Source organism: Escherichia sp. E1V33, assembly GCF_004211955.1.
Taxonomy (GTDB): domain Bacteria; phylum Pseudomonadota; class Gammaproteobacteria; order Enterobacterales; family Enterobacteriaceae; genus Escherichia.
The window spans coordinates 1-26,583 of the sequence record NZ_RHJI01000002.1 but is presented as its reverse complement, the minus strand read 5'-3'; the positions used below and the strand labels follow the sequence as shown (position 1 = coordinate 26,583).

The following is a 26,583-nucleotide window of genomic DNA, read 5'->3' as shown; positions in this document are numbered from 1 at the left end:
AATCATCTATCCGGCCTACAGTAACTAATCTCTCAATACCGCTCCCGGATACCCCAACTGCCGCCAGGCTTCATACACCACTACCGACACTGCATTAGACAGATTCATACTGCGGCTGTCCGGCACCATTGGAATACGAATTTTTTGTTCAGCGGGCAGGACATCAAGAATGCTCGCTGGCAGGCCGCGCGTTTCCGGGCCGAACATCAGATAATCACCATCCTGATAACTTACGGAGCTATGTGCGGGCGTACCTTTAGTGGTGAGGGCAAACAGACGCTGGGGATTTTCCGCCTCAAGAAACGCTGCGTAGTTATGATGACGCGTAACGGCGGTAAACTCGTGGTAGTCCAGCCCTGCGCGGCGCAGGCGCTTGTCGTCCCAGGCAAATCCCATCGGTTCGATGATATGCAGACGAAAGCCGGTATTAGCGCAAAGACGGATGATGTTGCCAGTATTTGGCGGAATTTCTGGTTCGTAAAGTACGATGTTTAGCATACTGCCCCCTTAGTGCGGGGGCAGGATAGCAGAAAATTGGTGAGCCGTGCGGCCTTTTCCCCTCACCCTGAGGGAGAGGGTTAGGGTGAGGGGCGCAAACGGCTATGCCGCATTCCCTTTCGCCATCGGGGCCAGCGCCGCAGGCAACTCTTTACCCAGCCCTTGCACCAGCGAATCTTGCGTAATTTCACTGATCGATTTCGCGCCAGTCAGCGTCATCGCCACTTTCATCTCTTTTTCGATCAGATTTAGCAGGTTAGCTACACCCGCCTGGCCCGCTGTTGCCAGCGCATACAGGAAAGCACGACCCAGCAGTACGGTGTCGGCACCGAGCGCAATCATACGCACGACATCAAGCCCGTTACGAATGCCGCTATCCGCCAGAATGGCGATATCACCTTTCACCGCATCCGCAATAGCGGGCAGTGCACGGGCAGAAGAGAGCACACCGTCCAGCTGGCGGCCACCGTGGTTAGAAACCACAATCCCATCAGCACCAAAACGGACTGCATCACGGGCATCTTCCGGATCGAGGATCCCTTTGATCACCATCGGACCATCCCAGAAATCGCGGATCCACTCAAGGTCTTTCCATGAGATGGACGGATCGAAGTTATTCCCCAGCCAGCCGATGTAATCTTCCAGTCCGGTCGGTTTGCCGAGGTAAGCCGAGATATTACCTAAATCATGCGGACGACCATTCAGACCCACATCCCATGCCCATTGTGGGTGAGTCACCGCCTGCAAGTAGCGGCGCATTGCCGCATTTGGGCCGCTCATACCAGAGTGCGCATCACGGTAACGTGCGCCCGGTGTTGGCATATCCACGGTGAAAACCAGTGTCGAACAGCCCGCCGCTTTTGCTCGCTCCAGCGCGTTACGCATAAAGCCGCGATCGCGTAGTACATAAAGCTGGAACCACATTGGGCGCTTGATGGCGGGTGCGACTTCCTCAATCGGGCAAACGGAAACCGTCGAGAGAGTAAATGGAATGCCATGCGCATCAGCCGCTTTTGCGGCCTGAACTTCGCCGCGGCGCGCATACATGCCGCACAAGCCCACCGGAGCCAGCGCTACTGGCATCGACAATTTCTCATTAAACAGTGTCGTTTCCAGACTTAAGTCGGACATGTTTTTCAGAATACGCTGGCGCAGCGCCACATCTGACAAATCTTCTACGTTACGACGCAGGGTATATTCAGAATATGCGCCGCCATCCATATAGTGGAACAGGAACGGCGGCAGAATGCGTTGTGCTGCGGCGCGATAATCGCTGGCTGCGGAAATAATCATGCGTTTTTCTCCCTCGAATGCTCATTATGCTCACCGGGCAGGCGGGTAATACGTGCACGGCGCGCCTGATCTTCATCGAATCTTTTCATGGTGCTGTGGACAAAACTGAGGTGCGCCATCATCGCTTTACGCGCCCCGTCGGCATCACCGGCAAAAATGGCGTCAATGACCGCCTGATGTTGCTCGGTCAGTTGTGAAAAAACGGGTGGTACAAGATACATTCGTTGACGGCTTTGCATCACCGAGGATTGCAGAACATCAAAGAAACCACGCATGGTTTGTAGCAGCACGATGTTATGCGAGGCTTCAGCAATCGCCAGATGAAAACGAACGTCCGCTTGTGAGGCGATATCCGGGTCTTCACTTAGCGTTGCTTCAAAGCAAAGCTGAATCTTTTCTTTGTCGCCAGGTGTGGCGCGCATTGCCGCATGCCATGCGGTGCTGGCTTCAATGGCGTAGCGGGCTTCCAGAATATCGAAACTGTAATCCGGATCATCGGCCATCAGCGTTTTTAGCGGCTGGACGATGTTTTGCTCCGACCATGTGTCATGACGCCAGCGAATAAACGTCCCGCCGCCGCGTCGACTGAGCAGCACGCCTTCGCTCACCAGTTTTGCCAGCGCTTCGCGCAGTGAATTACGCGACACGCCGAGCTGCATCGCCAGTTGGCGTTCAGCGGGCAACTTCATGCCCGCCTCCAGCTGTTTTTCATCAATCAGCGCCCGCACACGGGAGGCAACCTCGTCTGACAGGCGTCTGGGTGTAGCAATCATTAAGGAATCATCCACGTTAAGACGTAAGCCTGAAGCGTAGTGATTACGCCCACCATACAGGTGAAAATCAGGCTGTGTTTGACAGTAAAGCGGAATAAATCTGACTCTTTACCCACCAGGCCTACCGCCGCACAGGCGATGGCGATGGATTGCGGAGAGATCATCTTGCCGGTGACGCCACCGGTGGTGTTGGCTGCAACCAGCAACAGGTCAGAGACGCCAATTTGTTGTGCGGCAGTGGCTTGCAGAGCAGCAAACAGAGCGTTAGATGACGTATCCGACCCGGTCAGGAATACCCCCAGCCAACCAAGGAACGGTGAGAAGAAGGTAAAAGCATGACCGGTGTGCGCCAGTGCCAGCGCCAGTGTTGATGACAGCCCGGAATAGTTAGAGATAAAGGCGAACGCCAGCACCATACCTATAGAGTAGATGGGCAGGGCCAGTTCTTTCAGTGTGCTGCCGAAGGTGCTGATAGCGTCAGACGGTTTCATCTTCAACCAAACAATTGAGAGCAGTGCAGCAAACAGAATGGCGGTGCCAGTGGCAGAGAACCAGTCAAACTTAAACACGGCGGCGTAAGCGGTAGCTTCGCTGACGACCGGCGGCATACGAGCAACCAGTTTGTCGAGATACGGCACCGGAATGTTGATCACCCATTCATAAAGCGCGCCGCCCGAAGCGAACAGGGCTTTAAACGGCGGGATACTCCACAGTGTTACGGTAGCGGTCAGGAACAGGAACGGTGTCCAGGCACGCAGCACCTGACCCGCCGTGTAACCGGTGTGGGCCAGCGTCATATCAACCTGCGATGCACCCAGATCGCCGAAGCGGAAAACGCGTACCGGCTGCCAGCGTTTGAGGAATAGCGTCAGGCAGAGCAGCGATACCAGAGAAGAGATAATGTCCGGCAGTTCCGGCCCAATGAAGTTGGAGCTGAGATACTGTGCGATGGCAAACGAACCGCCTGCAACAACGACCGCAGGCCACGTCTCTTTGATACCACGCCAGCCGTCCATAATCGCCATGATCCAGAACAGCACGATAATGGTCATAAACGGTAGCTGACGCCCCACCATCTGGCCAATCTCAAAGCTGTCGATGCCTGTTACCTGTCCGGCAACCAGAATTGGAATGCCCATCGCGCCAAATGCCACTGGCGCGGTGTTAACAATCAGGCACAGCCCGGCGGCGTATAACGGTTTAAAGCCCAGACCGACCAGCAATGCGGCGGTGATCGCCACCGGAGCACCAAATCCCGCAGCCCCTTCGAGAAATGCGCCGAAACAGAAACCGACGATCAGCATTTGCAGACGCTGGTCAGGGGTTATCGAAAGAATCGACGAGCGGATGATGTCAAATTGCCCAGTTTTTACGGAGATTTTATAGACGAAAACCGCCGCAATAATGATCCACGCGATTGGCCACAAGCCGTAGAAGAAGCCATAAACCACTGAGGCCAGCGCGTTGGCGACCGGCATTTTATAAAACAGCAAAGCCACGGCCAGGGCGATGGCGACCGTCCACGAGGCGGCAACATAGCCTTTGAGTTTGAGCTTAATCAGCGCAAAGAAGAAAAACAGGATGGGAAGCGATGCTATCAGGCTGGAAAGCCAGATATTCCCGGCGGGATCGTAGTTTTGTTGCCAGAGATTCATTGCAGGTCTCCTGGAGTCCACGCACATCGTGTAATGAGTCTGTTGCTCATCTCCTTGTTACACTTTGTGTAAAAGTGGCACTGCCAATTTTGTTGTGTAGGGATAATGACAATGAATGGTTAATCAAATGTTATTAATTAGCAACGGTGATGTGAGTTTTAATTGGGGAACTGTGAACCAGAGGTCAGATAAGCGAAGAATTGGTAGGGCCAATTTTTGTAGGGAGAGAATAATTTGCTGCGGAGTTGGCTTGCGCCCCTCACCCTAACCCTCTCCCCAAAGGGGCGAGGGAACCGATTGTGCACGGTGTTTGATGGAGCGCGTCCTCCAGCAATGCAAGGAAACCATTCTGCACAGTGTCAAATGCAGCACGTTTTTCCCCCTCGCCCCTTTGGGGAGAGGGCCGGGGAGCAGCGTGCATGCAGCCTCGCGCTAATGTAAAAAAACCGAAGTCACAATCCATGCGATTTTCAGGCAAAAAAAAGGGCAACCCTCCTCAGAGAATTGCCCTTCGTCACACTAACTTAATGGCTGATTACCACTGAATACCGGCACCGAGGGCGGCGGAGTATTCACCCTGGCTATTGGTACTACCTTGTAATTTGTAGACCCAACGACCATTGGCGCTCACCATCGACACACCTAAAGCAACAGCTGATTCACCGTTGTAGGTACCGCCACCAATAGAGGCCATGCTGGCACCCGGAGTGTAAGCCTGCGGCAGACCGGTCATTGCCATTGCAGAAGCGATACCACCACTCAGCTTGCTTTCAGTTTTGGACAGTTTGTTATCCATCTCAACCATGCGCTGATCGGTGTATTGCTTTGTTTCCTGCACGCTTTGCTTCAACTGCGCGTAGTTCACCGCGTCGTTGTTGTTCACACCTGCGGAAACGTTGCTGATGCGAGTCGTACCTCCGTTGCCACCACCGAGAGTGATGTTGCTGTAGTCGATAGAGCCATCCGCTTTGGTGTCGTAGCGAACGCCGCCTGCTTCAGAAGATTTCAGCTGCGACACGTTAACCGCATCGGTGGCATTAACACCGGCAGCTACGTTGGTGATACGGCGCTGGTTGGTAGAAGAACCCACAGAGATCGTGTTTTCTTCGTTGGCCACGGAGCCTGTACCCAGTGCGACGCTGTTGTCAGCGGCAGCAATGGAACCAGAACCAATCGCAACGCTATCTTTACCCTGGGCGTTGGCATCTACGCCATCGGTGTTGGTCTTGAAGTACTTGGTGCTACCGGTGGTCACGATATCGCCAATACCGTTTTCGATATTAGTAACGCGAGTATCAAGATTAGTGACCTGATTGTTCAGGTTAGTAATGCTCTGGGTATTTTGCGCTACGCGCTCATCAGTGACTTTCAACTGACCTACGTTAACCGCATCGGTATCCGCTGAACCAGCTGCGACGTTTGTGATCTGACGTTGACCGTCTTCACTACCGACAGAAAACTCACCTACAGAGTTCTGCGGTGCGTCCATGTTGTAGGCGGTGTAGCCAGTCTGTGCACCACGGGTGGTCTGAGAACCGTTACCCATTGCAATACTGTTTGCATGGTTTGCGCGTGCGTTACTGCCGATAGCAATACCGTTGATCGCATCAGCCAGAACCAGAGTGTTCAAACCGATACCAATACCTGCGTTACCATTAACGACAGTTTTCGCACCCATTGCCAGCGAATCTTCGCCAACGGCCAGTGAGTCTTCTGCCGTTGAGTTGGCGTGATAGTACTTGGTTGGCGTAGTGGCGACCGCTCCAATAGCGTTCTGCAACTGGCGAACCGTAACGGCGTCATGGGCTTCTGAACCATCAGCTACGTTGATGATTTGGCGGTATTTACCGTCATCACCAATTGACAATGCACCTAGCAGTTCGCCGTCAGTGGTGTCGTAACCAATCATCACGCCATTTTCCGTTACGCTGGTGTCACGAGAACCTTTGGCAATCACACGGCTGGAAACGGAACTGCTACCCAGCGCAATACCGGTATCAACGGTGCTGCTGCTGTTCTGACCAATGGCTACGCTGCTGGCACCAGACGCGACAGCGTTATAACCTACAGCTGTAGCGCCGACACCAGAGGCGCTTGCATCGTTAAAGGCTAAACCGTTGTCGTTAGTACGAACGTAGTTGATACCAGCGCCATTTTCTTCGATATAGGTTGCGTCGGTGTTACCAGCGAGCTGATTGATGATTTGGGTGTTCTGCTCAATCATCATATTCGTCGCATTCAACTGAGAACCGTTCACTGCATCGGTGCTGTCCTCACTAATACTGCCATTAGCGACATTAGTGATGATGCTGGCTTTACCGTCATGGCTGGCATTGTAGGCTCCTGCACCACCATTGGCAGTCTCATCCCACAGCAGGGCGTTATCATCAAGCGCATCCAGAGCGTCACCGACGTTGTTGTACTCGGCGTTCGCAATGGTGTAAGTCGGTGCGGTGATGGTGCCGTCAGCGTTGACTTCTGCGTCACCACCCAGCGCATCGACAATGTACTGATTGGTAGTATAGAGTTGTGAGCCGTTCACAGCATCGCTGCTGGTGGAGGAAATTGCACCGTTTGCGACGTTAGTGATTACACTGGCAGTTTTATCTTTTCCGTGAGCGGCGCTAAATGCACCATTTTCACCGGCGTCTGCATCCCATAACAGAGCATCCTCCAGTGAGGCATCGAAAGATGTGTTCATTGCGGCCAGGGCATCACCGACATTGGTGTAGTCAGTGCCGTTAATGTTATAGGTTGGGCCGGTAAACGTACCGTCATCACCCACAGAAGCATCACCACCAAAGTAGTTGGCGATGTTACTGCTTAAGCTGTGAAGCTGGCCGCCGTTAATGGCATCAGTGCTGGTTTCGGTGACTGCGCCAGCCAGAACGTTGGTGATTTTGCTGTCATTTTTATTATGGCTGGCGCTGAATGCGCCAGAGCCGCCGTTTGCATTTTCATCCCACAACAGAGCATCTTCAAGTGAGGCATCGAACGAGCTGTCCATGGCAGCCAGGGCATCACCGACATTGGTGTAGTCAGTGCCGTTAATGTTATAGGTCGGGCCGGTAAACGTACCGTCATCACCCACAGAAGCATCACCACCAAAGTAGTTGGCGATGTTGCTGCTTAAGCTGTGAAGCTGGCTGCCGTTAATGGCATCAGTGCTGGTTTCTGTGACCGCGCCAGCCAGAACGTTGGTGATTTTGCTGTCATTTTTATTATGGCTGGCGCTGAAGGCCCCAGTGCCGCCGTTTGCATTTTCATCCCACAACAGAGCATCTTCAAACGAGGTGTCAATGGCGGCCAGGGCATCACCGACATTGGTGTAGTCAGTGCCGTTAATGTTATAGGTCGGGCCGGTAAACACACCGTCATCACTCACAGATGCATCGCCACCAAAGTAGTTGGCGATGTTGCTGCTTAAGCTGTAAAGCTGGCTGCCGTTAATGGCATCGGTGCTGGTTTGCGAGACAATACCTGCCGCCATATTGACGACTTTACGCTGTAGAGTGCTGCTACCCACGGAAACGGTATTATCATCTTCGGCAATAGAGCCCGCACCTAAGGCAACAGAATTGAGACCTTCTGCGCTGGATTCACTACCGAGGGCAACACTATTATCCTTGCCAGCATAGCTGGATTGCCCCAGAGACATGGAATTTAAACCATTCGCAAAACTGTTATAACCCAGGGCAATAGCTGCTTCCGCACTGGTTTTTGATGCGACGCCAAGGGACATTGATTGAGCACCCGTTGCAAAACTGTTCGCACCAAGGGCAATGCTGGAGTCAGAAGCGGTATTACTTCCGGCACCTAGCGCCAGACTGTGGTGACCGAATGCTTTAGCTTGCGCTCCTATCGCGGTGGAGAAATCGTCATCTGCTATGCTATTCGGACCAACCGCAAGCGACTGTTCGCCACTGGCATAAGCGTTATACCCCACCGCCGTCGCAATAGTCCCGGTAGCGCGGGCATCCTTAAAGGTCATGCCTGCGTCATTGGTACGAACATAATTGATCCCCGCACCGTTCTCCTGCACATAGGTACTGCTGGTGTCCCCGGCAATTTGGGTGATCAGCATATTGGTGTCGTTGAGCTGGGAGCCGTTAACTGCGTCGCTACTGGTTGAGGATATATCGCCATCTTTAACATTGGTGATTTTGCTGGTGGCATCGGTACCGTGCGCGGCGCTGAATGCTTTCGCTGTATCATTCCACAGCAGAGCATCAGCCTGAAGGTCACCAACGGAATCCGTCAGGCTGGTGATATTGGAGGTGTTGGTGGCAATACTTGCCGTATTCGTGGCAATGTTGCTGGTATTAGTAGCGATATTGGCGGTGTTGGCTTCGACATCGTCATTGGTAGCTTGCAGTTGGGAACCGTTAACTGCATCCTTACTGGAGGCTGAAATCGTGCCATCCGCAACATCGGTGATTACGCTGGCAGTTGGGCTACTAGTACCATGAGCAGCGCTGTATTTGCCTTTGATTTGGTCCCATTGCAGGGTGTTTTCATCAAGTACAGCGAGCGCAGCCCCTACGTTATTTTTGCTACCATTTTTTAAATTGTAGGTTGGTGCTGTAACAGTACCGTCATCAACATCTACTGATGATCCTCCCCCAAGCCTTTTTGCTACCGAGTCGCTAATGGCATAAAGCTGTGAACCATTAATGGCATCGTAACTGTCAGACTTGATCGAGCCATTTTTCACATTAACGATCTTGCGTTTTAATGAACTATTGCCGACAGAGACGGTATTGTCTAAATCCGCAGTGGAACCTGCACCCAATGCGACGGAGTTAATACCGTTGGCAGTGGTATCACTACCAAGCGCAAGACTCTTATCACCAGTTGCATTACTGGCTGTGCCTAAGGCAATGGTGTTTAAGCCTCTCGACTGGCTACCATTACCCAGAGCGATGGCATCCACGCCATCAGCTTTGTTGCCCTGGCCTATGGCGATTGCATTATCTGCCAGAGCCTGGCTGCCATTTCCTAATGCGATAGTATTGACTTTATCGGCGTGGCTTCCGAACCCCATTGCCATGCTATTAGTCCCTTTTGCCTTCGCATTATTGCCAACGGCCGTCGCATTTTCAGCGGCTTCGGTCTCAGCACCTATCGCAATGGAGTTTGCTGCACTGGCGAGTGATTGTCTGCCTAATGCCAGAGAGTCTGCGCTGTTCGCCTTTGCAGATTTCCCCAGCACTAAAGAATTGCTGGCAGTATCAGCAGCTTGTGCTCCAGCCCCCAGGACAATTGAATATTCTGCGAATCCGTCAGCCCCACTACCGATTGCGATCGCTCGGCTTCCGGAAGCTTCTGCCAGTTGTCCGATTGATACCGATCTCTCTCCGGTTGCGTGGCTTTGGTAACCTAAAGCTGTCGAACCAACACCTGTAGCCCAGGCGTTCGCGCCCACCGCAACTGCACCAGTCCCATTGCCCGCTGAGGACGCTAGTGCATCCTGGCCAATAGCTACCCAGACACTATTGATTTCTGTTGGATCAGAGAATGTGCCACCATCAAGTGTCGCACTGGCGTTTGCCCCAAACGACGACAACATTCCACCCGCAACCAGTGCAGAAATTAACAGCTTACTGCGACCAGATTTCTTACCACGACTCTTTGCTGTTTCACTGGCAACACTATAACTGCCCGTCGCCGGATTCCAGATGACTTTAAATATTTTGTTCATTATTGATGTTCTCTATTCCTTGATATAAGCGCAGAAGCTGCATTTATTTTTTGTTTTTTCGCTGCCGAGTTTCAGCAGATTGAACAGTGTCGAACTGGAGATTGGCCATATTGATGGACAACTTCAGATACTTCAGGTTATTAGGCGAAACGCCTTTTAATGTCAGATTAATGTCTTGCCATTGACCAGGCATTAATTGCAGAGTGGAGTTCAGAGCGGTATTGAAAAGTAATTGTTGCCACTTCGCCAGAGCTTTGGCATCGGTGGGCCTTTCATTGCCCCATGTAGCATGAAAACCAATATTTGATACGGGAACGCTTAATAGGTTGACCAGCGAAATACGAATAACGCTGCCGTTTTCAACTGCATCAATAGCCAGCACCCGACCCGCCAAACCGACAGAGCCGTTATTTAAAATGAAGTATTGTGTTTGTGCTGGGTTAAATTCTGTGAAGACAAATTCATCCTGCTTTTCTTTAACCGCCTTCACCACACTAGCAAGTGTTTTGGTACTACTTATGATGGCAGTTTGCTGCTTTTCAAATAGTTCTATCTTGCGTTTATCTTGTTCTTGTTGTTTTTCAAGTTGCTCTATTTTACCTTTTTGCAACTCTTGCTGTTTGGAGAGATCGTCGATTAGTTTTGCTTTTCCAATATAGTCACACCCTGTCAATATGCAGAGTGGCGATATCATTAACACGCTTAATAGTGTTTTTTTTAGATTCATAGGATGAATTCCTTTTCATAATCCTGATGCGTTGAAAATTACTTTACAATCATTTGTTTTATGAATGATCAAGCCAAATAAATTCACGGTGAAAATTTATAATGTTTTTTAATTGGTCGTTGCTATGAATGTGTTATTAAATGCAGAAATATTTTAGTTTGTTGCCGATTGTTATATTAATCGCGCGGATTCTAATGATTGGTGTCAATCGATGTCAAATTTTTAAAGGGATAAGGTGAGAAAAAGTCAAGGGATAATATTTGTGTGGTGAATATTTTATGGTGATAAGGACAGTTTGAGTTGGAAAATATAAATAAATAGTTATGATATAAGCATGTTTATGCTGATATTTATAGCTGTAAATTATATATTAATCTTTATTGCGTAACATATTTTCAGATTTTAGCCTGCTAAAATTATTCAGGTGAGTGGGAAGAATTGAAAAGATAATGTTAATAGATTTCGATATCTGAAATATGCTCCTGCATGTGCCAGCAGGAGCGAATAAAAATGAGGAAACTTTAGTTGTATTGACCAGTAGGGGACTTAAAACGCGGTCTTTGAGAAGCCGGTCATCTCTTGTAGGCCCATTTCACGGCCCAGTGCGGTCATCGGGTGCACAACGACCAGTCCGCGAACACTTTTCTTCAGCTTGCCCATATCAGCCTGCTCTTTTTTGGTAATCGCGCGCTGGAACGGCATCTTCATCAGCTTTTGCGCTTCTTTACTGAGTTTTTGGCTGTGAACTTCACGCAGGCGGGCAATTTCCGCTTCCAGGGTAGCTTTTTCTTTTTCCAGCTCGGCATATTTGTCTGCGGCTTCAACCAAAGACAGATCGGCTTGCTGATGGCGGATGGCGTCCAGGCGATCGCTGAGACGTTTGATTTCGTTTTTTTCGACTTCTTTCATGATATGGCTTCTGATAAAGATAAATTTATAGTCCCTAGTATGCGCGACCAGGCACTTTGTTCACAACTGATGGCATTGTAATAGTTCTTCCTTGCAACCATTTACATGCTCAAAAACCATGTAACATTTTGATTTGTTGTAAAATTAAAAGAAAAAGATAACCAGTGAGGATGAGCGTTGAGGATTAAGCACGTTTTCCTTAATGCCTTCTTTACCGGGATCCTAAACTAAAATTGGCGGCCGCGCATTCCCGGCGCGGGGTGATACGGAGAGATTATCATGGGCAAATTAGGTGAAAACGTTCCGCATCTTATCGATAAAGCCGTAGATTTTATGGCATCAAGCCAGGCGTTCCGGGAGTATCTGAAAAAGCTTCCTCCCCGTGACGCTATTCCGTCCGGTATACCTGAGGAAAGCGTGCCGTTATATCTGCAACGTCTGGAGTATTATCGTCAGCTTTATCGGCCAAAGCAGGTTGAGAAGCTGTAATCGCTTACTTTTGAAAGGCTTTTTTTAAGCTGATTTTGGAAATCAGCTCTGTGAGTGAAAGGACCATAGTTGAACGCACAGCTTGTTGGTAACGCTGAATTTGCATCGCATACAAACTGGAATCCGTTGGTTCAAATTGTGGCGGCGGTGGGATCGCCGCCACACAGTGCAGCTCGCCAAATGGCCCAATAATTTCATCATCGGTAAAGGCGTATTCGTTACCGTCGTGATTCAGCTCTTCACGCAGCGCCATCAAGAGTTCCGCATCTTCATATTCGTTGCGGCTAATCACGCCAAGCCCATAAATCAGCTTTAAGCGCACGGAAAGGTCGCCCAGCGGACCATCGCCGTCGAGTAACGGTTCTACAGCATACTTCACCGCGTAATCGTCTTTGCGGAATACCTGAAGCACCAGAAGATTTACCGCCTCGGTCAGGAGATCAACGGCGGTGATCAAAAAGCTTCGCACGGTTTTGCCAGCATTCAGACGTTCAAGCACACGGTTTTCAAAGGCCTGGGTTTGTTCCATTGTTGCCTGCATATCTGACAATCTGTTGTTCAGGCGCAGGGTTTTCTGCGCCTGGTCTATCATTATTTTGCGTTATAAGCCGTGACTGCTTCGGCGACGACCTCGCTGTTAGCATCAAGCCCGGAAATTTGCGCCAGCGCTTCCTGCGGACCTTTCTCGGTAATCAGCGCCGCCAGTTCCTGCGCCTGCGGATCATCTTCACTACGGAAATGCATCGCGGCGGCGATACCTTCAATCAGGTTTTTGTGTGGCAAACCGTACTCCAGCGTACCCAACAGCGGTTTTACCAGACGGTCGCCAGCACTCAGTTTACGCAGCGGCTGACGGCCTACGCGCTCTACATCATCTTTCAGATACGGGTTCTCAAAACGACCGAGGATTTTCTGGATGTACGCCGCATGCTTGTCAGCGTCAAAGCCGTAACGCTTGATCAGTACCGTGCCACTTTCTTCCATCGCACCTTTTACCACTGCACGGATTTTCTCGTCGAGAATCGCATCACGAATGGTCTGATGGCCCGCCAGTTTTCCGAGGTACGCGGTTATAGCATGACCTGTGTTCAGGGTGAAGAGTTTACGTTCGACAAATGCCATCAGGTTATCTGTTAATTCCATACCTGGGATATTCGGCAGTGTGCCTTTGAACTGGGTTTTATCGACAATCCATTCGCTGAAGGTTTCGACTGTCACTTCCAGCGGATCGTTAGTTGCAGAAGCGGAAGGCGGTACGATGCGGTCAACGGCAGAATCCACAAAGCCAACGTGTTCTTCTACACACGCTTTGGCGTCTTCTGGCAGGGCGTTCATCACATGACCTTTCAGCTGCGTGGTGCCGCGCACCATGTTTTCACAGGCGATGATGTTCAGTGGAGATTCATTACCTTGTTCTTTACGTTTCACCAGCCCTTTGGCGATGGCAGGAGCTATACGTTCCAGCACGACCGGGCCAACGGCGGTGGTGACCAAATCAACCTGGGCAATCAGATCAACGACATCATCACCAATGCTGCTGACGGCATTTACACCGGAAACGGTATCCACCTGCTCGGTTTCGCCGACCACATGAACCTGATAGCTATGACGGGCATTCAGGGCATCAAGCACCACCTGATTTACATCGGCAAACGTCAGTTGGATACCTGCGTCTGCCAGCAGTTTACCGATAAAGCCACGACCGATATTACCTGCGCCAAAATGTAATGCTTTCATAGTATTAACCTTCATCAATGTTTTTACCCGAGAGGGCTGGGGTGAGGCATTTCCCTCACCCAAACCCTCTCCATGTGGAGAGGGGCAGCGCCGGATGCGGCGTAAACGCCTTATCCGGCCTACAAGAACGTGCAAATTCAACAAACTGCGCTTTGTTTTGTAGGCCTGATAAGCGAAGCGCATCAGGCAATCAGCCCCACCGTCTCCATGTGGAGAGGGTGGGGTTGGATTACTTACGACCTGCCAGCAGTTCCAGCACTTCATCCACGCTGGTGGTGTGTGCCAGACGCTCAATGACAGACTCATCATCCAGTGCGTTGGTCAGGCTGGTGATCACCTGAATGTGCTCGTTGTTACGGGCAGCAATACCAATTACCAGACGGGCAATGTCATCTTCTTCTTCGCCGAAGCGCACGCCTTCCGGATACTGGCAGAACACGACGCCCGTTTTCAGTACGCGATCTTTCGCTTCAACCGTACCGTGTGGCACCGCGATAGACTCACCCAGATAAGTCGGGGTCAGTTTTTCACGATCCAACATCGCCTGAACGTACTCCGGCTCAACGTAACCACCTTTCACCAGCTGCTCGCCAGCAAAACGAATCGCTTCTTCTTTAGTTGCCGCTTTGCGACCGAGGAAGATGTTCTCCGCGCCGAGCTTAAACAGGTTGGCGCTGGAATCGTCAAAGCTGTCTTTCAGGCTGTCTTTTACTTTCTCTTCGTTTTCAGTATGGCGCTGGGCAGCAACCAGACGTTCGGTCAGGCTGGTGTACAGGCCGCTGTCGAGGAAGTTAGTCAGCGAAATATGCTGTGCCTGCGGAACCTGACGCATAGCGCGTTCGGTCAGGTCACGGTGAGTGATGACCAGGTCCACATCCGGCGGCAGGTTGTTGATCGCGCTGTTGGTTACAGAAATCTGCGACAGACCGGCATCCTGAATTTTCTTACGCAGCACACCTGCGCCCATCGCACTGGAACCCATACCGGCGTCACAGGCAACGATGATTTTACGTATGTGGCTCAGGTCGTTAGTCACATCGCCAGCAGACAGCGGAGAAGCGCCTTTAGACTCAGCCTTCATGTCCTGCATACGACGAGTTGCTGCTTCAATATCATCTTCTTCTTTCACTTTGCTGGTTTTCAGCAAAATAGCAGAGACAACAAAGGAGACAGCCATCGCCGCACACACACCGGCAATGTTAGCGAAGTAAGCGCCTTTTGGCGTCATCGCCAGTACCGCAAGGATAGAACCTGGAGATGCCGGAGAAACCAGACCACCGCCCAGAATAGTCAGCGTGAACACGCCAGTCATACCTCCGAGGATAACGGCCAGAATCAGACGCGGGTTCATCAGCACATACGGGAAGTAAATTTCGTGGATACCACCCAGGAAGTGGATGATTGCCGCACCGCCCGCAGATTGTTTAGCGCTACCACGACCAAAGAACATGTACGCCAGCAGAACACCCATACCCGGACCCGGGTTAGCTTCAATCAGGAAGAAGATGGATTTGCCCATCTCATGGGACTGCTGAATACCCAGCGGCGAGAAGATACCGTGGTTAATGGCGTTGTTGAGGAACAGGATTTTCGCCGGTTCAACAAAGATAGACGCCAGTGGCAGCATGTCATGGACGACCATGAAGTTAACGCCCGCAGCCAGCATTTTGGACAGGGCTTCAACTAGCGGGCCAATCCCCATGAATGCCAGAATAGCGAGGATCATCCCCATGATACCGGCAGAGAAGTTGTTCACCAGCATCTCAAAACCGGATTTGATCTTACCGTCTACCCAGCGGTCAAAGTGCTTAATACACCAGCCGCCCAGTGGACCTGCAATCATGGAGCCGAGGAACATCGGCATATCTGCGCCGACGATAACGCCCATGGTGGTGATGGCACCGACTACGCCGCCACGTTCGCCGCCTACCAGCTTACCACCGGTATAACCGATCAGCAGCGGCAGGAGGTAAGTGATCATCGGCCCGACCAGCTTCGCCAGCGTTTCGTTCGGTAACCACCCTGTTGGAATAAATAACGCGGTGATGATACCCCACGCGATAAACGCGCCGATATTCGGCATCACCATGTTGCTGAGGAAACGACCAAAGCTTTGCACTTTGATCTTAATATCGGATGACATAAAAACACCCCTTCTTATGTTTGCTGTCGCGCAGGCTGGAAGCCCGAGGTTTTTTGTTAATGTGGCGGCAGAGGTAGCCGGACCTTGTAGATACAGCGAAATCTGGCACTGAATCGGTTAACTGTCCAGTCGACGGCCTTTTGTGTGATATCAGTCACATAAATATAGGGGGTAGAGAGGTAATTAGCGTGATATTCCTCACAAAATGTTTGTGTAAAAAAACAACAAGACGGCAATATTGGCCAAAAATGGCATTTAAATGTGAGTAGAGTCACATTTTTTGTTTGGTGGTTTGTTGAATCTTTGTGATCCAAATCACAAGATATTTTCTTACGGCGTTCAGCTGATGTGATCTACAGCATGTTATGCCTAAGTCATAAAATCGTTATGTAACTAAGCAACTCATCGCCTCTAAAAATTATTCTTCGGTGTTATGGCGAGAATCGCGAACCCGGATTATTGTCAAATAATCAGCCTGACTCCCATCTGGCTGCCAGCCAAAAAAACAACACTGATAAACGTGAATCCGAGGCAGGTATGTTTCTAAACTATTTCGCGTTGGGAGTGCTGATCTTCGTCTTTCTGGTGATTTTTTATGGAATCATCGCGATTCATGACATCCCTTATCTGATCGCCAAAAAGCGTAATCATCCCCATGCCGATGCGATCCATACTGCGGGCTGGGTGAGCCTTTTTACCCTCCATGTAATTTGGCCGTTCCTGTGGATTTGGGCAACGCTCTACCAGCCAGAGCGCGGCTGGGGCATGCAGTCGCATGCTACGCCACAAGATAAGGCGCCTGACCCGGACATCGCTGCGCTTTCTGACCGTATTTCCCGGCTGGAACATCAACTCGCCGCCGAGAAAAAAACTGACTACTCCACGTTTCCGGAGATCTAATCATGGATCTGTTGATTGTCTTAACATACGTGGCGCTGGCGTGGGCAGTATTTAAAATCTTCCGCATTCCGGTGAATCAGTGGACGCTGGCGACGGCGGCGCTCGGAGGTGTGTTTTTGGTGAGCGGTTTGATTTTGCTGATGAACTACAACCATCCTTACACTTTTACGGCGCAAAAGGCAGTGGTTTCTATCCCCATTACGCCGCAGGTGACGGGGATCGTCAGCGAAGTGACGGATAAAAATAATCAGCTTATTCAAAAGGGTGAAATACTCTTTAAACTCGACCCGGTGCGTTACCAGGCGCGAGTGGCGCGGTTACAGGCCGATCTGATGACGGCAACCCATAACGTGAAAACGCTGAGAGCGCAGTTAGCCGAAGCGCAGGCCAATACCACACAAGTTTCAGCAGAACGCGATCGTCTGTTTAAAAACTATCAGCGCTACCTTAAAGGTAGTCAGGCCGCAGTGAATCCTTTTTCTGAACGTGATATCGATGATGCCCGACAAAATTTTCTCGCACAGGATGCGCTGGTAAAAGGTTCGATAGCAGAGCAGGCACAGATTCAAAGTCAGCTAGACAGCATGGTTAACGGTGAGCAGTCACAGATTGTCAGCCTGAGAGCACAATTGACGGAGGCGGAATATAACCTGGCGCAAACCATCGTGCGGGCGCCAAGTAATGGATACGTAACTCAGGTGTTGATTCGCCCAGGCACCTACGCTGCTGCGCTACCACTACGTCCGGTAATGGTGTTTATTCCTGAGCAGAAGCGGCAAATTGTCGCCCAATTCCGGCAAAATTCGCTACTGCGTCTGGAACCTGGTGATGAAGCTGAAGTGGTATTTAATGCGCTGCCGGGTCAGGTATTTCGCGGCAAACTGAGCAGTATTTTGCCGGTTGTACCAGGCGGTTCCTATCAGGCCCAGGGTGTACTGCAATCGCTGACCGTTGTGCCAGGCACAGACGGCGTACTCGCATTGATTGATCTCGAACCTAATACTGAGGTTGATTCTCTGCCAGACGGCATCTACGCCCAGGTGGCGGTTTACTCCGACCATTTCAGCCATGTTTCGGTGATGCGGAAAGTGCTGCTAAGAATGACCAGTTGGATGCATTATCTTTATTTGGATCATTGAGACTTGTATCACCTGTGCTTTGCGTGAGTCTGGGCCATACTGATATTTTTCCTCGCACAAAGGACTCGGCATGAAACTCGTCGGTAGCTACACCAGCCCGTTTGTACGCAAACTTTCTATTCTGTTGTTAGAAAAGGGCATAACTTTCGAATTTATTAATGAACTGCCCTATAACGCGGACAACGGCGTGGCGCAATTTAACCCGTTAGGAAAAGTGCCGGTGCTGGTGACCGAAGAGGGCGAATGCTGGTTTGATTCGCCGATCATCGCCGAATATATTGAATTAATGAATGTCGCTCCGGCGATGTTGCCGCGCGATGCGCTGGAGTCGTTGCGAGTGCGCAAAATAGAGGCGCTGGCCGACGGCATTATGGATGCCGGGCTGGTGTCGGTGCGTGAACAGGCGCGTCCGGCGGCGCAGCAGTCTGAAGATGAATTGTTACGCCAGCGGGAGAAAATCAACCGTAGTCTGGATGTGCTGGAAGGATATCTGGTCGATGGCACGCTCAAAACCGATACGGTCAATCTGGCGACTATTGCCATTGCCTGTGCCGTCGGGTATCTCAATTTCCGCCGCGTTGCGCCGGGCTGGTGTGTGGACCGCCCACACTTAGTCAAACTGGTCGAGAATCTCTTTAGCCGCGAAAGCTTCGCTCGCACCGAACCGCCAAAGGCTTGATGCGCGATATGTCCTCCTGACGCTTCTCACGTTACAATCCGTGGTTATGTTAAACGCCCTTCTCCGTGCGAGAGGGCCTTGATGAGCCTGGTTTCCTATGACAACCGAAACGCGTTCCCTCTATAGTCAGCTTCCAGCTATCGATCGCTTATTGCGCGATAGCTCTTTCCTTTCTTTGCGTGATACTTATGGCCATACCCGTGTCGTGGAGTTGCTGCGTCAGATGCTCGACGAAGCGCGGGAAATGATTCGCGACAGCCAGTCGCTGCCTGTATGGTGTGAAAACTGGGCGCAAGAGGTTAATGCTCGTCTGGCGAAAGAGGCGCAGAGCGCGCTGCGTCCGGTGATCAACCTGACGGGAACCGTGCTGCATACCAATCTTGGGCGAGCTTTACAGGCGGAAGCCGCGGTGGAAGCCGTTGCGCAGGCTATGCGTTCACCGGTGACGCTGGAGTACGATTTGGACGACGCCGGACGCGGGCATCGCGATCGGGCGCTGGCGCAACTGCTGTGCCGCATTACGGGCGCGGAAGATGCCTGCATCGTCAATAACAATGCGGCGGCGGTGCTGCTGATGTTGGCAGCAACTGCCAGCGGTAAAGAGGTGGTGGTATCTCGCGGCGAACTGGTGGAGATTGGCGGCGCGTTTCGTATTCCTGACGTAATGCGTCAGGCGGGCTGTACCCTGCATGAAGTGGGGACCACCAACCGTACGCACGCGAATGATTATCGTCAGGCAGTGAATGAAAATACCGCGCTGCTGATGAAGGTGCATACCAGTAATTACAGCATTCAAGGCTTCACCAAAGCGATAGACGAAGCGGAACTGGTGGCGCTCGGCAAAGAACTGGATGTTCCCGTGGTGACGGATTTAGGCAGTGGTTCGCTGGTGGATCTCAGTCAGTATGGTTTGCCAAAAGAGCCGATGCCGCAGGAGTTGATTGCGGCGGGTGTCAGTCTGGTGAGCTTCTCCGGCGACAAGTTGTTAGGCGGGCCGCAGGCAGGGATTATCGTCGGTAAAAAAGAGATGATTGCGCGTTTGCAGAGTCACCCGCTGAAACGTGCATTACGTGCAGATAAAATGACTCTCGCGGCGCTGGAAGCCACGTTGCGTCTTTATTTACACCCTGAAGCATTGAGTGAAAAATTACCGACGCTGCGTCTGCTTACTCGCAGCGCAGAGGTCATTCAAATCCAGGCGCAACGGTTACAGGCCCCCCTTGCCGCTCACTACGGCGCGGAGTTTGCAGTACAGGTTATGCCATGCCTGTCGCAGATTGGCAGTGGTTCGCTGCCGGTAGATCGCCTGCCGAGCGCGGCATTAACGTTTACGCCCCATGACGGACGCGGTAGCCACCTTGAGTCATTAGCTGCTCGCTGGCGTGAATTACCGATTCCGGTGATTGGCCGCATTTACGACGGGCGTCTGTGGCTGGACTTACGCTGCCTTGAAGATGAGCAACGGTTTTTGGAGATGTTGTTGAAATGATTATTGCGACTGCCGGACACGTTGACCACGGCAAAACGACGTTATTACAGGCGATTACTGGCGTAAATGCTGACCGTCTGCCGGAAGAAAAGAAGCGTGGGATGACCATCGATCTCGGCTATGCCTACTGGCCGCAGCCGGATGGACGCGTGCCTGGATTTATTGATGTTCCCGGCCATGAAAAGTTTCTATCTAATATGCTGGCGGGCGTCGGAGGTATTGATCACGCGCTGTTGGTGGTGGCGTGCGATGACGGCGTGATGGCGCAGACCCGTGAGCATCTGGCGATTTTGCAGCTGACTGGTAACCCGATGTTAACAGTGGCGCTGACTAAAGCCGATCGCGTGGACGAAGTGCGGGTACAGGAGGTTGAACGCCAGGTAAAGGAGGTACTGCGGGAATACGGTTTTGCTGAAGCAAAACTGTTTATCACCGCAGCAACCGAAGGGCGGGGCATTGATGCTTTGCGTGAGCATCTGCTTCAGCTGCCGGAACGTGAACACGCCAGCCAACATAGTTTTCGCCTCGCTATCGACCGCGCTTTTACCGTAAAAGGCGCCGGGCTGGTGGTCACGGGTACGGCGTTAAGTGGCGAAGTGAAGGTAGGTGATTCTCTGTGGCTGACGGGGGTAAATAAACCGATGCGCGTGCGTGCGCTGCATGCGCAGAATCAGCCAACAGAAACTGCCCACGCCGGGCAACGTATTGCGCTTAACATCGCCGGCGATGCGGAAAAAGAACAGATTAACCGTGGCGACTGGTTGCTGGCTGATGCGCCGCCAGAGCCGTTCACACGGGTCATTGTCGAACTTCAAACCCATACGCCGCTGGCCCAGTGGCAGCCGCTGCATATTCACCACGCAGCCAGCCACGTTACGGGGCGCGTTTCGCTGCTGGAAGATAACCTTGCCGAACTTGTGTTCGACACGCCGCTGTGGCTGGCGGATAACGATCGCTTAGTGCTGCGCGATATCTCTGCCCGCAACACGCTGGCGGGGGCGCGCGTGGTGATGCTTAACCCACCGCGCCGCGGTAAACGTAAGCCGGAATATCTGCAATGGCTGGCGTCTCTTGCACGGGCGCAGAGCGATGCCGATGCGTTATCTGTTCATCTGGAACGCGGAGCGGTTAACCTTGCGGATTTCGCCTGGGCGCGCCAGCTCAACGGCGAAGGGATGCGCGAACTGCTGCAACAGCCTGGCTATATTCAGGCTGGTTATAGCTTGTTGAATGCGCCGGTTGCCGCCCGCTGGCAGCGGAAAATTCTCGACACATTAGCGACTTATCATGAGCAACATCGTGATGAACCTGGTCCTGGGCGCGAACGTCTGCGACGTATGGCGTTGCCAATGGAAGATGAAGCGCTGGTACTGTTGCTGATTGAAAAGATGCGCGAAAGCGGCGACATCCTCAGTCATCACGGTTGGCTGCATCTGCCAGATCACAAAGCGGGCTTCAGCGAAGAGCAGCAGGCCATCTGGCAAAAAGCGGAACCGATGTTTGGCAACGAGCCGTGGTGGGTGCGTGACCTGGCAAAAGAGACGGGAACTGACGAACAGACAATGCGCCTGACTCTACGGCAGGCAGCGCAGCAGGGGATAATTACGGCGATCGTTAAAGATCGTTATTACCGTAACGATCGGATTGTCGAGTTTGCCAACATGATCCGCGATCTCGATCAGGAGTGTGGCTCGACCTGTGCGGCGGATTTCCGCGATCGCTTAGGTGTTGGTCGAAAACTGGCAATTCAAATTCTGGAATATTTTGACCGAATTGGTTTTACGCGTCGTCGGGGAAATGATCATTTATTGCGTGACGCATTATTATTTTCGCATAAATAAGATAATGATTAATTCATATTAAATACGAATTACTTTAAAAGTCTTATAAATTTTGAAAAAGCGCATTAGAACATGAGTCTAATGTGCTTTTTTTAATATTTGATTTTAAAAAGAACAATATCGATCAACTTTTTAAATATAAATCATCTGTAAGCTGCCCGCCCTCTTATCCTCGTTCTGGAGTGTGTTATGGCAGCTTCCACGTTTTTTATTCCTTCTGTTAATGTCATTGGCGAAGATTCTTTAAAAGATGCGCTGAATATGATGGCGGGATATGATTTTCGCCGTACATTAATTGTTACTGACAGTATGCTAGCGAAATTAGGTATGGCGGGAGAGATACAAAAAGCCTTATATGACCGCAATATTTTTAGCATTATTTATGATGGTACCCAACCTAATCCGACCACGAAGAATGTCGCAGAAGGTTTGAAAATGTTGAAGGAAAATAACTGCGACAGCGTGATCTCCTTAGGCGGTGGTTCTCCGCACGATTGCGCGAAAGGTATTGCACTGGTAGCCGCTAACGGTGGCGATATCCGTGATTATGAAGGCGTAGACCGCTCTGCAAAACCGCAGTTGCCGATGATTGCCATTAATACCACGGCGGGTACAGCGTCTGAAATGACCCGTTTTTGCATCATCACCGACGAAGTGCGACATATCAAAATGGCTATTGTGGATAAACACGTTACCCCGTTGCTTTCGGTTAATGATTCCTCTCTGATGATCGGTATGCCTAAGTCACTGACCGCAGCTACCGGGATGGATGCTCTCACTCATGCCATCGAAGCGTATGTGTCTATTGCGGCAACGCCAATTACTGATGCCTGCGCGCTGAAAGCAATGACCATGATTGCGGAAAATCTACCGTTAGCCGTCGAAGATGGCAGCAACGCTAAAGCGCGTGAAGCAATGGCTTATGCCCAGTTCCTCGCAGGTATGGCATTCAACAACGCTTCTCTGGGTTATGTTCATGCGATGGCGCATCAGTTGGGGGGCTTTTACGATCTGCCGCACGGCGTTTGTAATGCCATTCTGCTGCCGCACGTGCAGTTATATAACAGCAAAGTTGTCGCATCACGTTTGCGTGACTGCGCGGCGGCGATGGGCGTTAACGTCACAGGTAAAAATGATGCTGAAGGGGCCGAAGCTTGTATTAACGCGATTCGCGACCTGGCGAAGAAAGTAGATATCCCGGCAGGTCTGCGTGACCTGAACGTTAAAGAAGACGATTTCCCGGAGCTGGCAAGCAATGCCCTGAAAGATGCTTGTGGCTTTACTAACCCGATTCAGGCAACTGAGGAAGAAATTGTGGCGATTTATCGCGCTGCAATGTAATTCCCATTCTCCTGCGGCTGGCGTATTGCCAGCCGTTTTTTATTAACTATCTCAAAATTTGCGATTTTTGAGATAGTTTTAGTTATCTCTGTAGTCCTTGCCGGTAAATTCGTGATAGCCGTCGTAAAGCTGTTACCGACTGGCGAATATTTCGCCAGTCACGTCTACCCTTGTTATACCTCACACCGCAAGGAGACGATCATGACCAACAATCCCCCTTCAGCACAGATTAAGCCCGGCGAGTATGGTTTCCCCCTCAAGCTAAAAGCCCGCTATGACAACTTTATTGGCGGCGAGTGGGTCGCGCCCGCCGATGGCGAGTATTACCAGAACCTGACGCCGGTAACCGGGCAGTTGTTGTGCGAAGTGGCGTCTTCGGGCAAACGAGATATCGATCTGGCGCTGGATGCTGCGCATAAAGTGAAAGATAAATGGGCGCATACCTCCGTACAGGATCGCGCGGCGATTTTGTTTAAGATTGCCGATCGGATGGAGCAAAACCTCGAACTGTTAGCGACAGCAGAAACCTGGGATAACGGTAAACCCATTCGCGAAACCAGTGCTGCCGATGTGCCGTTGGCGATTGACCATTTCCGCTATTTCGCCTCATGTATCAGGGCGCAGGAAGGCGGTATCAGTGAAGTTGATAGCGAAACCGTGGCTTATCACTTCCACGAACCGTTAGGCGTGGTGGGGCAGATTATCCCGTGGAACTTCCCGCTGCTGATGGCTAGCTGGAAAATGGCGCCCGCGCTGGCGGCTGGCAACTGCGTGGTGCTGAAACCTGCACGACTTACCCCGCTTTCTGTACTGCTGCTAATGGAGATCGTTGGTGATTTACTGCCGCCAGGCGTGGTGAACGTGGTAAACGGTGCGGGCGGCGAAATTGGCGAATATCTGGCGACTTCAAAACGTATTGCCAAAGTGGCATTTACCGGCTCAACGGAAGTGGGTCAGCAGATTATGCAGTACGCCACGCAAAACATTATTCCGGTAACCCTGGAGCTGGGCGGCAAGTCGCCAAATATCTTCTTTGCTGACGTGATGGATGAAGAAGATGCCTTTTTCGATAAAGCGCTGGAAGGCTTTGCATTGTTTGCCTTTAATCAGGGCGAAGTTTGCACCTGTCCAAGCCGTGCTTTAGTGCAGGAGTCTATCTACGAACGCTTTATGGAACGCGCCATCCGCCGTGTCGAAAGCATTCGCAGCGGTAATCCGCTCGACAGCGTGACGCAAATGGGCGCACAGGTATCTCACGGACAACTGGAAACCATCCTCAATTACATTGATATCGGTAAAAAAGAGGGCGCAGATGTGCTCACCGGCGGGCGGCGCAAGCTGCTGGAAGGCGAGTTGAAAGACGGCTACTACCTTGAACCGACCATCCTGTTTGGTCAGAACAATATGCGCGTTTTCCAGGAAGAAATTTTTGGCCCGGTGCTGGCGGTAACCACCTTCAAAACGATGGACGAGGCGCTGGAGCTGGCGAACGACACGCAATATGGTCTGGGCGCAGGCGTCTGGAGTCGTAACGGCAATCTGGCCTATAAGATGGGGCGCGGCATTCAGGCTGGGCGCGTATGGACCAACTGTTATCATGCCTACCCGGCACACGCAGCGTTTGGCGGCTATAAACAGTCGGGCATCGGGCGCGAAACTCATAAGATGATGCTTGAGCATTACCAGCAAACCAAGTGCCTGCTGGTGAGCTACTCGGATAAACCGTTGGGGCTGTTCTGATGTTTTAGGCAGGCAACATTAATTGTTGCCTGCCTATGTTTTAATTGTATAAAGCGGCAGTCGCTTTTAACTCATCGCTGAAAGAATAAATATCATCGAGAGATTCAATAGGATGGCGGGTTTCGTTTTTCTCTAAGTCAAATAGACCAATATATTTTTGATTTCGATTGAAATGTAATCTACAGAGTGGCTTTCGATTATTGTCATCTACAAGTATACCAAAATAGCTTTTTGTATCTCTGTGGACTATTCGTGGTGCATCAAGCACTACGCGAACTATAGCTTTAACAATATGAAATCCTTCAAGCTCCTCCATAGTAGTAGCAATATCGGTTTCTTCTTTATTAATACATTCTACTTCTTCATTATGTGAATTCGAATCAATTACAGATAATGAACCACCACCCATTGCCGATTTCAATCTTTCGTTTATTTGAGAGTTAATATATTGATTGGCAGCTTTCTTTGTTAATTTTGTAAACGTATCTTTTACTTTTTGTGTTAACATACCTTCATAAATTCTTGCTGCAAAGAATTTTACAAAATCCTCTTCAGGATTATTCATTTGTGCATGGAGAACTTTTTTAATTAAACTAACATATTTTAATTCACCTGCAGCATTAATTATTGATTCCAAATCAAATGCTGATTTAGTAAGTTTCTTTATCTCGGGAACAACTGTTTCATCTAAGTCAAGTAGATCTATCTCAAGAAATGGTTTTTCATCCATTTTATTAGGTGCTTCTAAATCAGTAAAAAATTTATAAACTTGTCCATTGGTTAGAATAGATATTCTTGCATTTGTTACATGAAAGTATCGAAAAAGCTGTGAAGCATGATTTATATTTAGAGGATCGCCAATTTTTTTGCATTCAATGAGAATCTGAACCTCGCCATTTTTTAAGATTGCATAGTCAATCTTTTCACCTTTCTTCGTTCCAATATCGCATACAAACTCTGGGATAACTTCGGTAGGATCAAAGACATCATAACCTAACACATTGTTAATGAACGGCATTACGAAAGCATTTTTAGTAGCCTCCTCCGTTTCAATGACTCCGGCTTGTTGTTTTATTTTTGCGGATAATGAATTCAGCTTATCTATAAACTCCATAGACATTATAACTCCTTTTATATAATTAATAAAAATGCGTTTTATAAAAATATAGGAAATATTTATATATTAACGCTTTATCATTGGTCATAGTTAATGTATAACACACAAAAAATAATGTTTGCACATTGTAAATACAATGGTGAAACAAACTTGATATTTATCAAGAAAATAAAACAATGTCTTTTATTGGTTGTTTTAAACGCTCAATGAATACGAGTTGGAGCTATAGCAAGACTAGTTTCGATATCGCATGGATAATCTAATACAGATTTTTTAACACCTAATACTATGAGTTATATGTAAATTGCGAGCATCCTCGCATATTTTATACCAATTACTGTAAACCGTTATTCTTCTTCCGAGCGGCATTCCTGAGTCAACTTTATCCTCCTTGTAAATAGACCCGTTTTAG

Annotated in this window: 19 protein-coding genes; 8 read left to right on the top strand and 11 right to left on the bottom strand. The window is 50.3% G+C overall.

Features of this window, described 5'->3' with window-relative positions; translation table 11 throughout:
- Positions 1-24: 24 nt before the first annotated feature.
- From trmL to D9742_RS01035, 7 genes are all read right to left on the bottom strand, one after another.
- Complete coding sequence (trmL, locus tag D9742_RS01065; protein ID WP_130235714.1) at positions 25-498, bottom strand: tRNA (uridine(34)/cytosine(34)/5-carboxymethylaminomethyluridine(34)-2'-O)-methyltransferase TrmL; 474 nt, start codon at positions 496-498, stop codon at positions 25-27.
- Positions 499-600: 102 nt separating this feature from the next.
- Entirely contained in the window at positions 601-1,791 is a 1,191-nt protein-coding gene (lldD, locus tag D9742_RS01060; RefSeq protein ID WP_130235713.1) for a quinone-dependent L-lactate dehydrogenase, read from the bottom strand.
- Positions 1,788-2,564: a transcriptional regulator LldR gene (gene lldR, locus D9742_RS01055; RefSeq protein ID WP_130235712.1), complete on the bottom strand. Its 777-nt coding sequence runs from the start codon at positions 2,562-2,564 to the stop codon at positions 1,788-1,790. Before lldR ends, lldD begins: the two co-directional genes overlap by 4 nt.
- Positions 2,564-4,219, bottom strand: coding sequence for an L-lactate permease (gene lldP / locus D9742_RS01050; protein WP_001297977.1), 1,656 nt, complete (start codon positions 4,217-4,219; stop codon positions 2,564-2,566). The genes lldR and lldP overlap by 1 nt, the downstream gene beginning before the upstream one ends.
- 535 nt (positions 4,220-4,754) lie before the next feature.
- A complete protein-coding gene (locus tag D9742_RS01045) occupies positions 4,755-9,920 on the bottom strand; it encodes a YadA-like family protein (protein ID WP_130235711.1) in 5,166 nt (1,721 codons plus the stop codon).
- 43 nt (positions 9,921-9,963) lie between these two features.
- On the bottom strand, positions 9,964-10,647 hold the full coding sequence (locus D9742_RS01040; RefSeq protein ID WP_130235710.1) for a DUF3251 domain-containing protein: 684 nt from the start codon (positions 10,645-10,647) through the stop codon (positions 9,964-9,966).
- A gap of 546 nt (positions 10,648-11,193) precedes the next feature.
- On the bottom strand, positions 11,194-11,556 hold the full coding sequence (locus D9742_RS01035) for a YibL family ribosome-associated protein (RefSeq protein ID WP_000665680.1): 363 nt from the start codon (positions 11,554-11,556) through the stop codon (positions 11,194-11,196).
- A 279-nt stretch (positions 11,557-11,835) separates the two neighbouring features.
- Between D9742_RS01035 and yibT the strand changes: the two genes are divergently transcribed.
- Positions 11,836-12,045, top strand: a complete 210-nt coding sequence (gene yibT, locus D9742_RS01030; protein ID WP_130235709.1) for a protein YibT — start codon at positions 11,836-11,838, stop codon at positions 12,043-12,045.
- A 4-nt stretch (positions 12,046-12,049) separates the two neighbouring features.
- On the opposite strand, the gene mtlR is transcribed toward yibT, so the two are convergent.
- The 3 genes from mtlR to mtlA form a co-directional block, all read right to left on the bottom strand.
- Positions 12,050-12,637 carry a mannitol operon repressor MtlR gene (gene mtlR / locus D9742_RS01025; RefSeq protein WP_130235708.1) on the bottom strand — a complete coding sequence of 196 codons (588 nt, stop codon included), beginning with the start codon at positions 12,635-12,637 and terminating at the stop codon, positions 12,050-12,052.
- Entirely contained in the window at positions 12,637-13,782 is a 1,146-nt protein-coding gene (gene mtlD, locus D9742_RS01020) for a mannitol-1-phosphate 5-dehydrogenase (RefSeq protein WP_130235707.1), read from the bottom strand. The genes mtlR and mtlD overlap by 1 nt, the downstream gene beginning before the upstream one ends.
- A gap of 229 nt (positions 13,783-14,011) precedes the next feature.
- Positions 14,012-15,925 carry a PTS mannitol transporter subunit IICBA gene (gene mtlA, locus D9742_RS01015; RefSeq protein ID WP_130235706.1) on the bottom strand — a complete coding sequence of 638 codons (1,914 nt, stop codon included), beginning with the start codon at positions 15,923-15,925 and terminating at the stop codon, positions 14,012-14,014.
- Positions 15,926-16,462: 537 nt separating this feature from the next.
- Here mtlA and D9742_RS01010 point away from each other — a divergent pair.
- From D9742_RS01010 to aldB, 7 genes are all read left to right on the top strand, one after another.
- On the top strand, positions 16,463-16,825 hold the full coding sequence (locus D9742_RS01010; protein WP_130235787.1) for a DUF3302 domain-containing protein: 363 nt from the start codon (positions 16,463-16,465) through the stop codon (positions 16,823-16,825).
- 2 nt (positions 16,826-16,827) lie between these two features.
- The gene (locus D9742_RS01005) at positions 16,828-17,964 is read left to right on the top strand and encodes an HlyD family secretion protein (protein WP_130235705.1); all 1,137 of its coding nucleotides are present in this window, start codon (positions 16,828-16,830) and stop codon (positions 17,962-17,964) included.
- 70 nt (positions 17,965-18,034) lie between these two features.
- Entirely contained in the window at positions 18,035-18,643 is a 609-nt protein-coding gene (locus D9742_RS01000; RefSeq protein WP_130235704.1) for a glutathione S-transferase, read from the top strand.
- Between the two features lie 97 nt (positions 18,644-18,740).
- The gene (gene selA, locus D9742_RS00995; RefSeq protein ID WP_130235703.1) at positions 18,741-20,132 is read left to right on the top strand and encodes an L-seryl-tRNA(Sec) selenium transferase; all 1,392 of its coding nucleotides are present in this window, start codon (positions 18,741-18,743) and stop codon (positions 20,130-20,132) included.
- Positions 20,129-21,973, top strand: a complete 1,845-nt coding sequence (gene selB / locus D9742_RS00990; RefSeq protein WP_130235702.1) for a selenocysteine-specific translation elongation factor — start codon at positions 20,129-20,131, stop codon at positions 21,971-21,973. Before selA ends, selB begins: the two co-directional genes overlap by 4 nt.
- 189 nt (positions 21,974-22,162) lie before the next feature.
- On the top strand, positions 22,163-23,314 hold the full coding sequence (gene yiaY / locus D9742_RS00985; RefSeq protein ID WP_130235701.1) for an L-threonine dehydrogenase: 1,152 nt from the start codon (positions 22,163-22,165) through the stop codon (positions 23,312-23,314).
- A gap of 201 nt (positions 23,315-23,515) precedes the next feature.
- The gene (gene aldB, locus D9742_RS00980; protein ID WP_000183976.1) at positions 23,516-25,054 is read left to right on the top strand and encodes an aldehyde dehydrogenase AldB; all 1,539 of its coding nucleotides are present in this window, start codon (positions 23,516-23,518) and stop codon (positions 25,052-25,054) included.
- Positions 25,055-25,094: 40 nt separating this feature from the next.
- Here aldB and D9742_RS00975 read toward each other — a convergent pair whose 3' ends face one another.
- The gene (locus D9742_RS00975) at positions 25,095-26,174 is read right to left on the bottom strand and encodes a type I restriction endonuclease (protein WP_205712862.1); all 1,080 of its coding nucleotides are present in this window, start codon (positions 26,172-26,174) and stop codon (positions 25,095-25,097) included.
- Between the last annotated feature and the right edge of the window lie 409 nt (positions 26,175-26,583).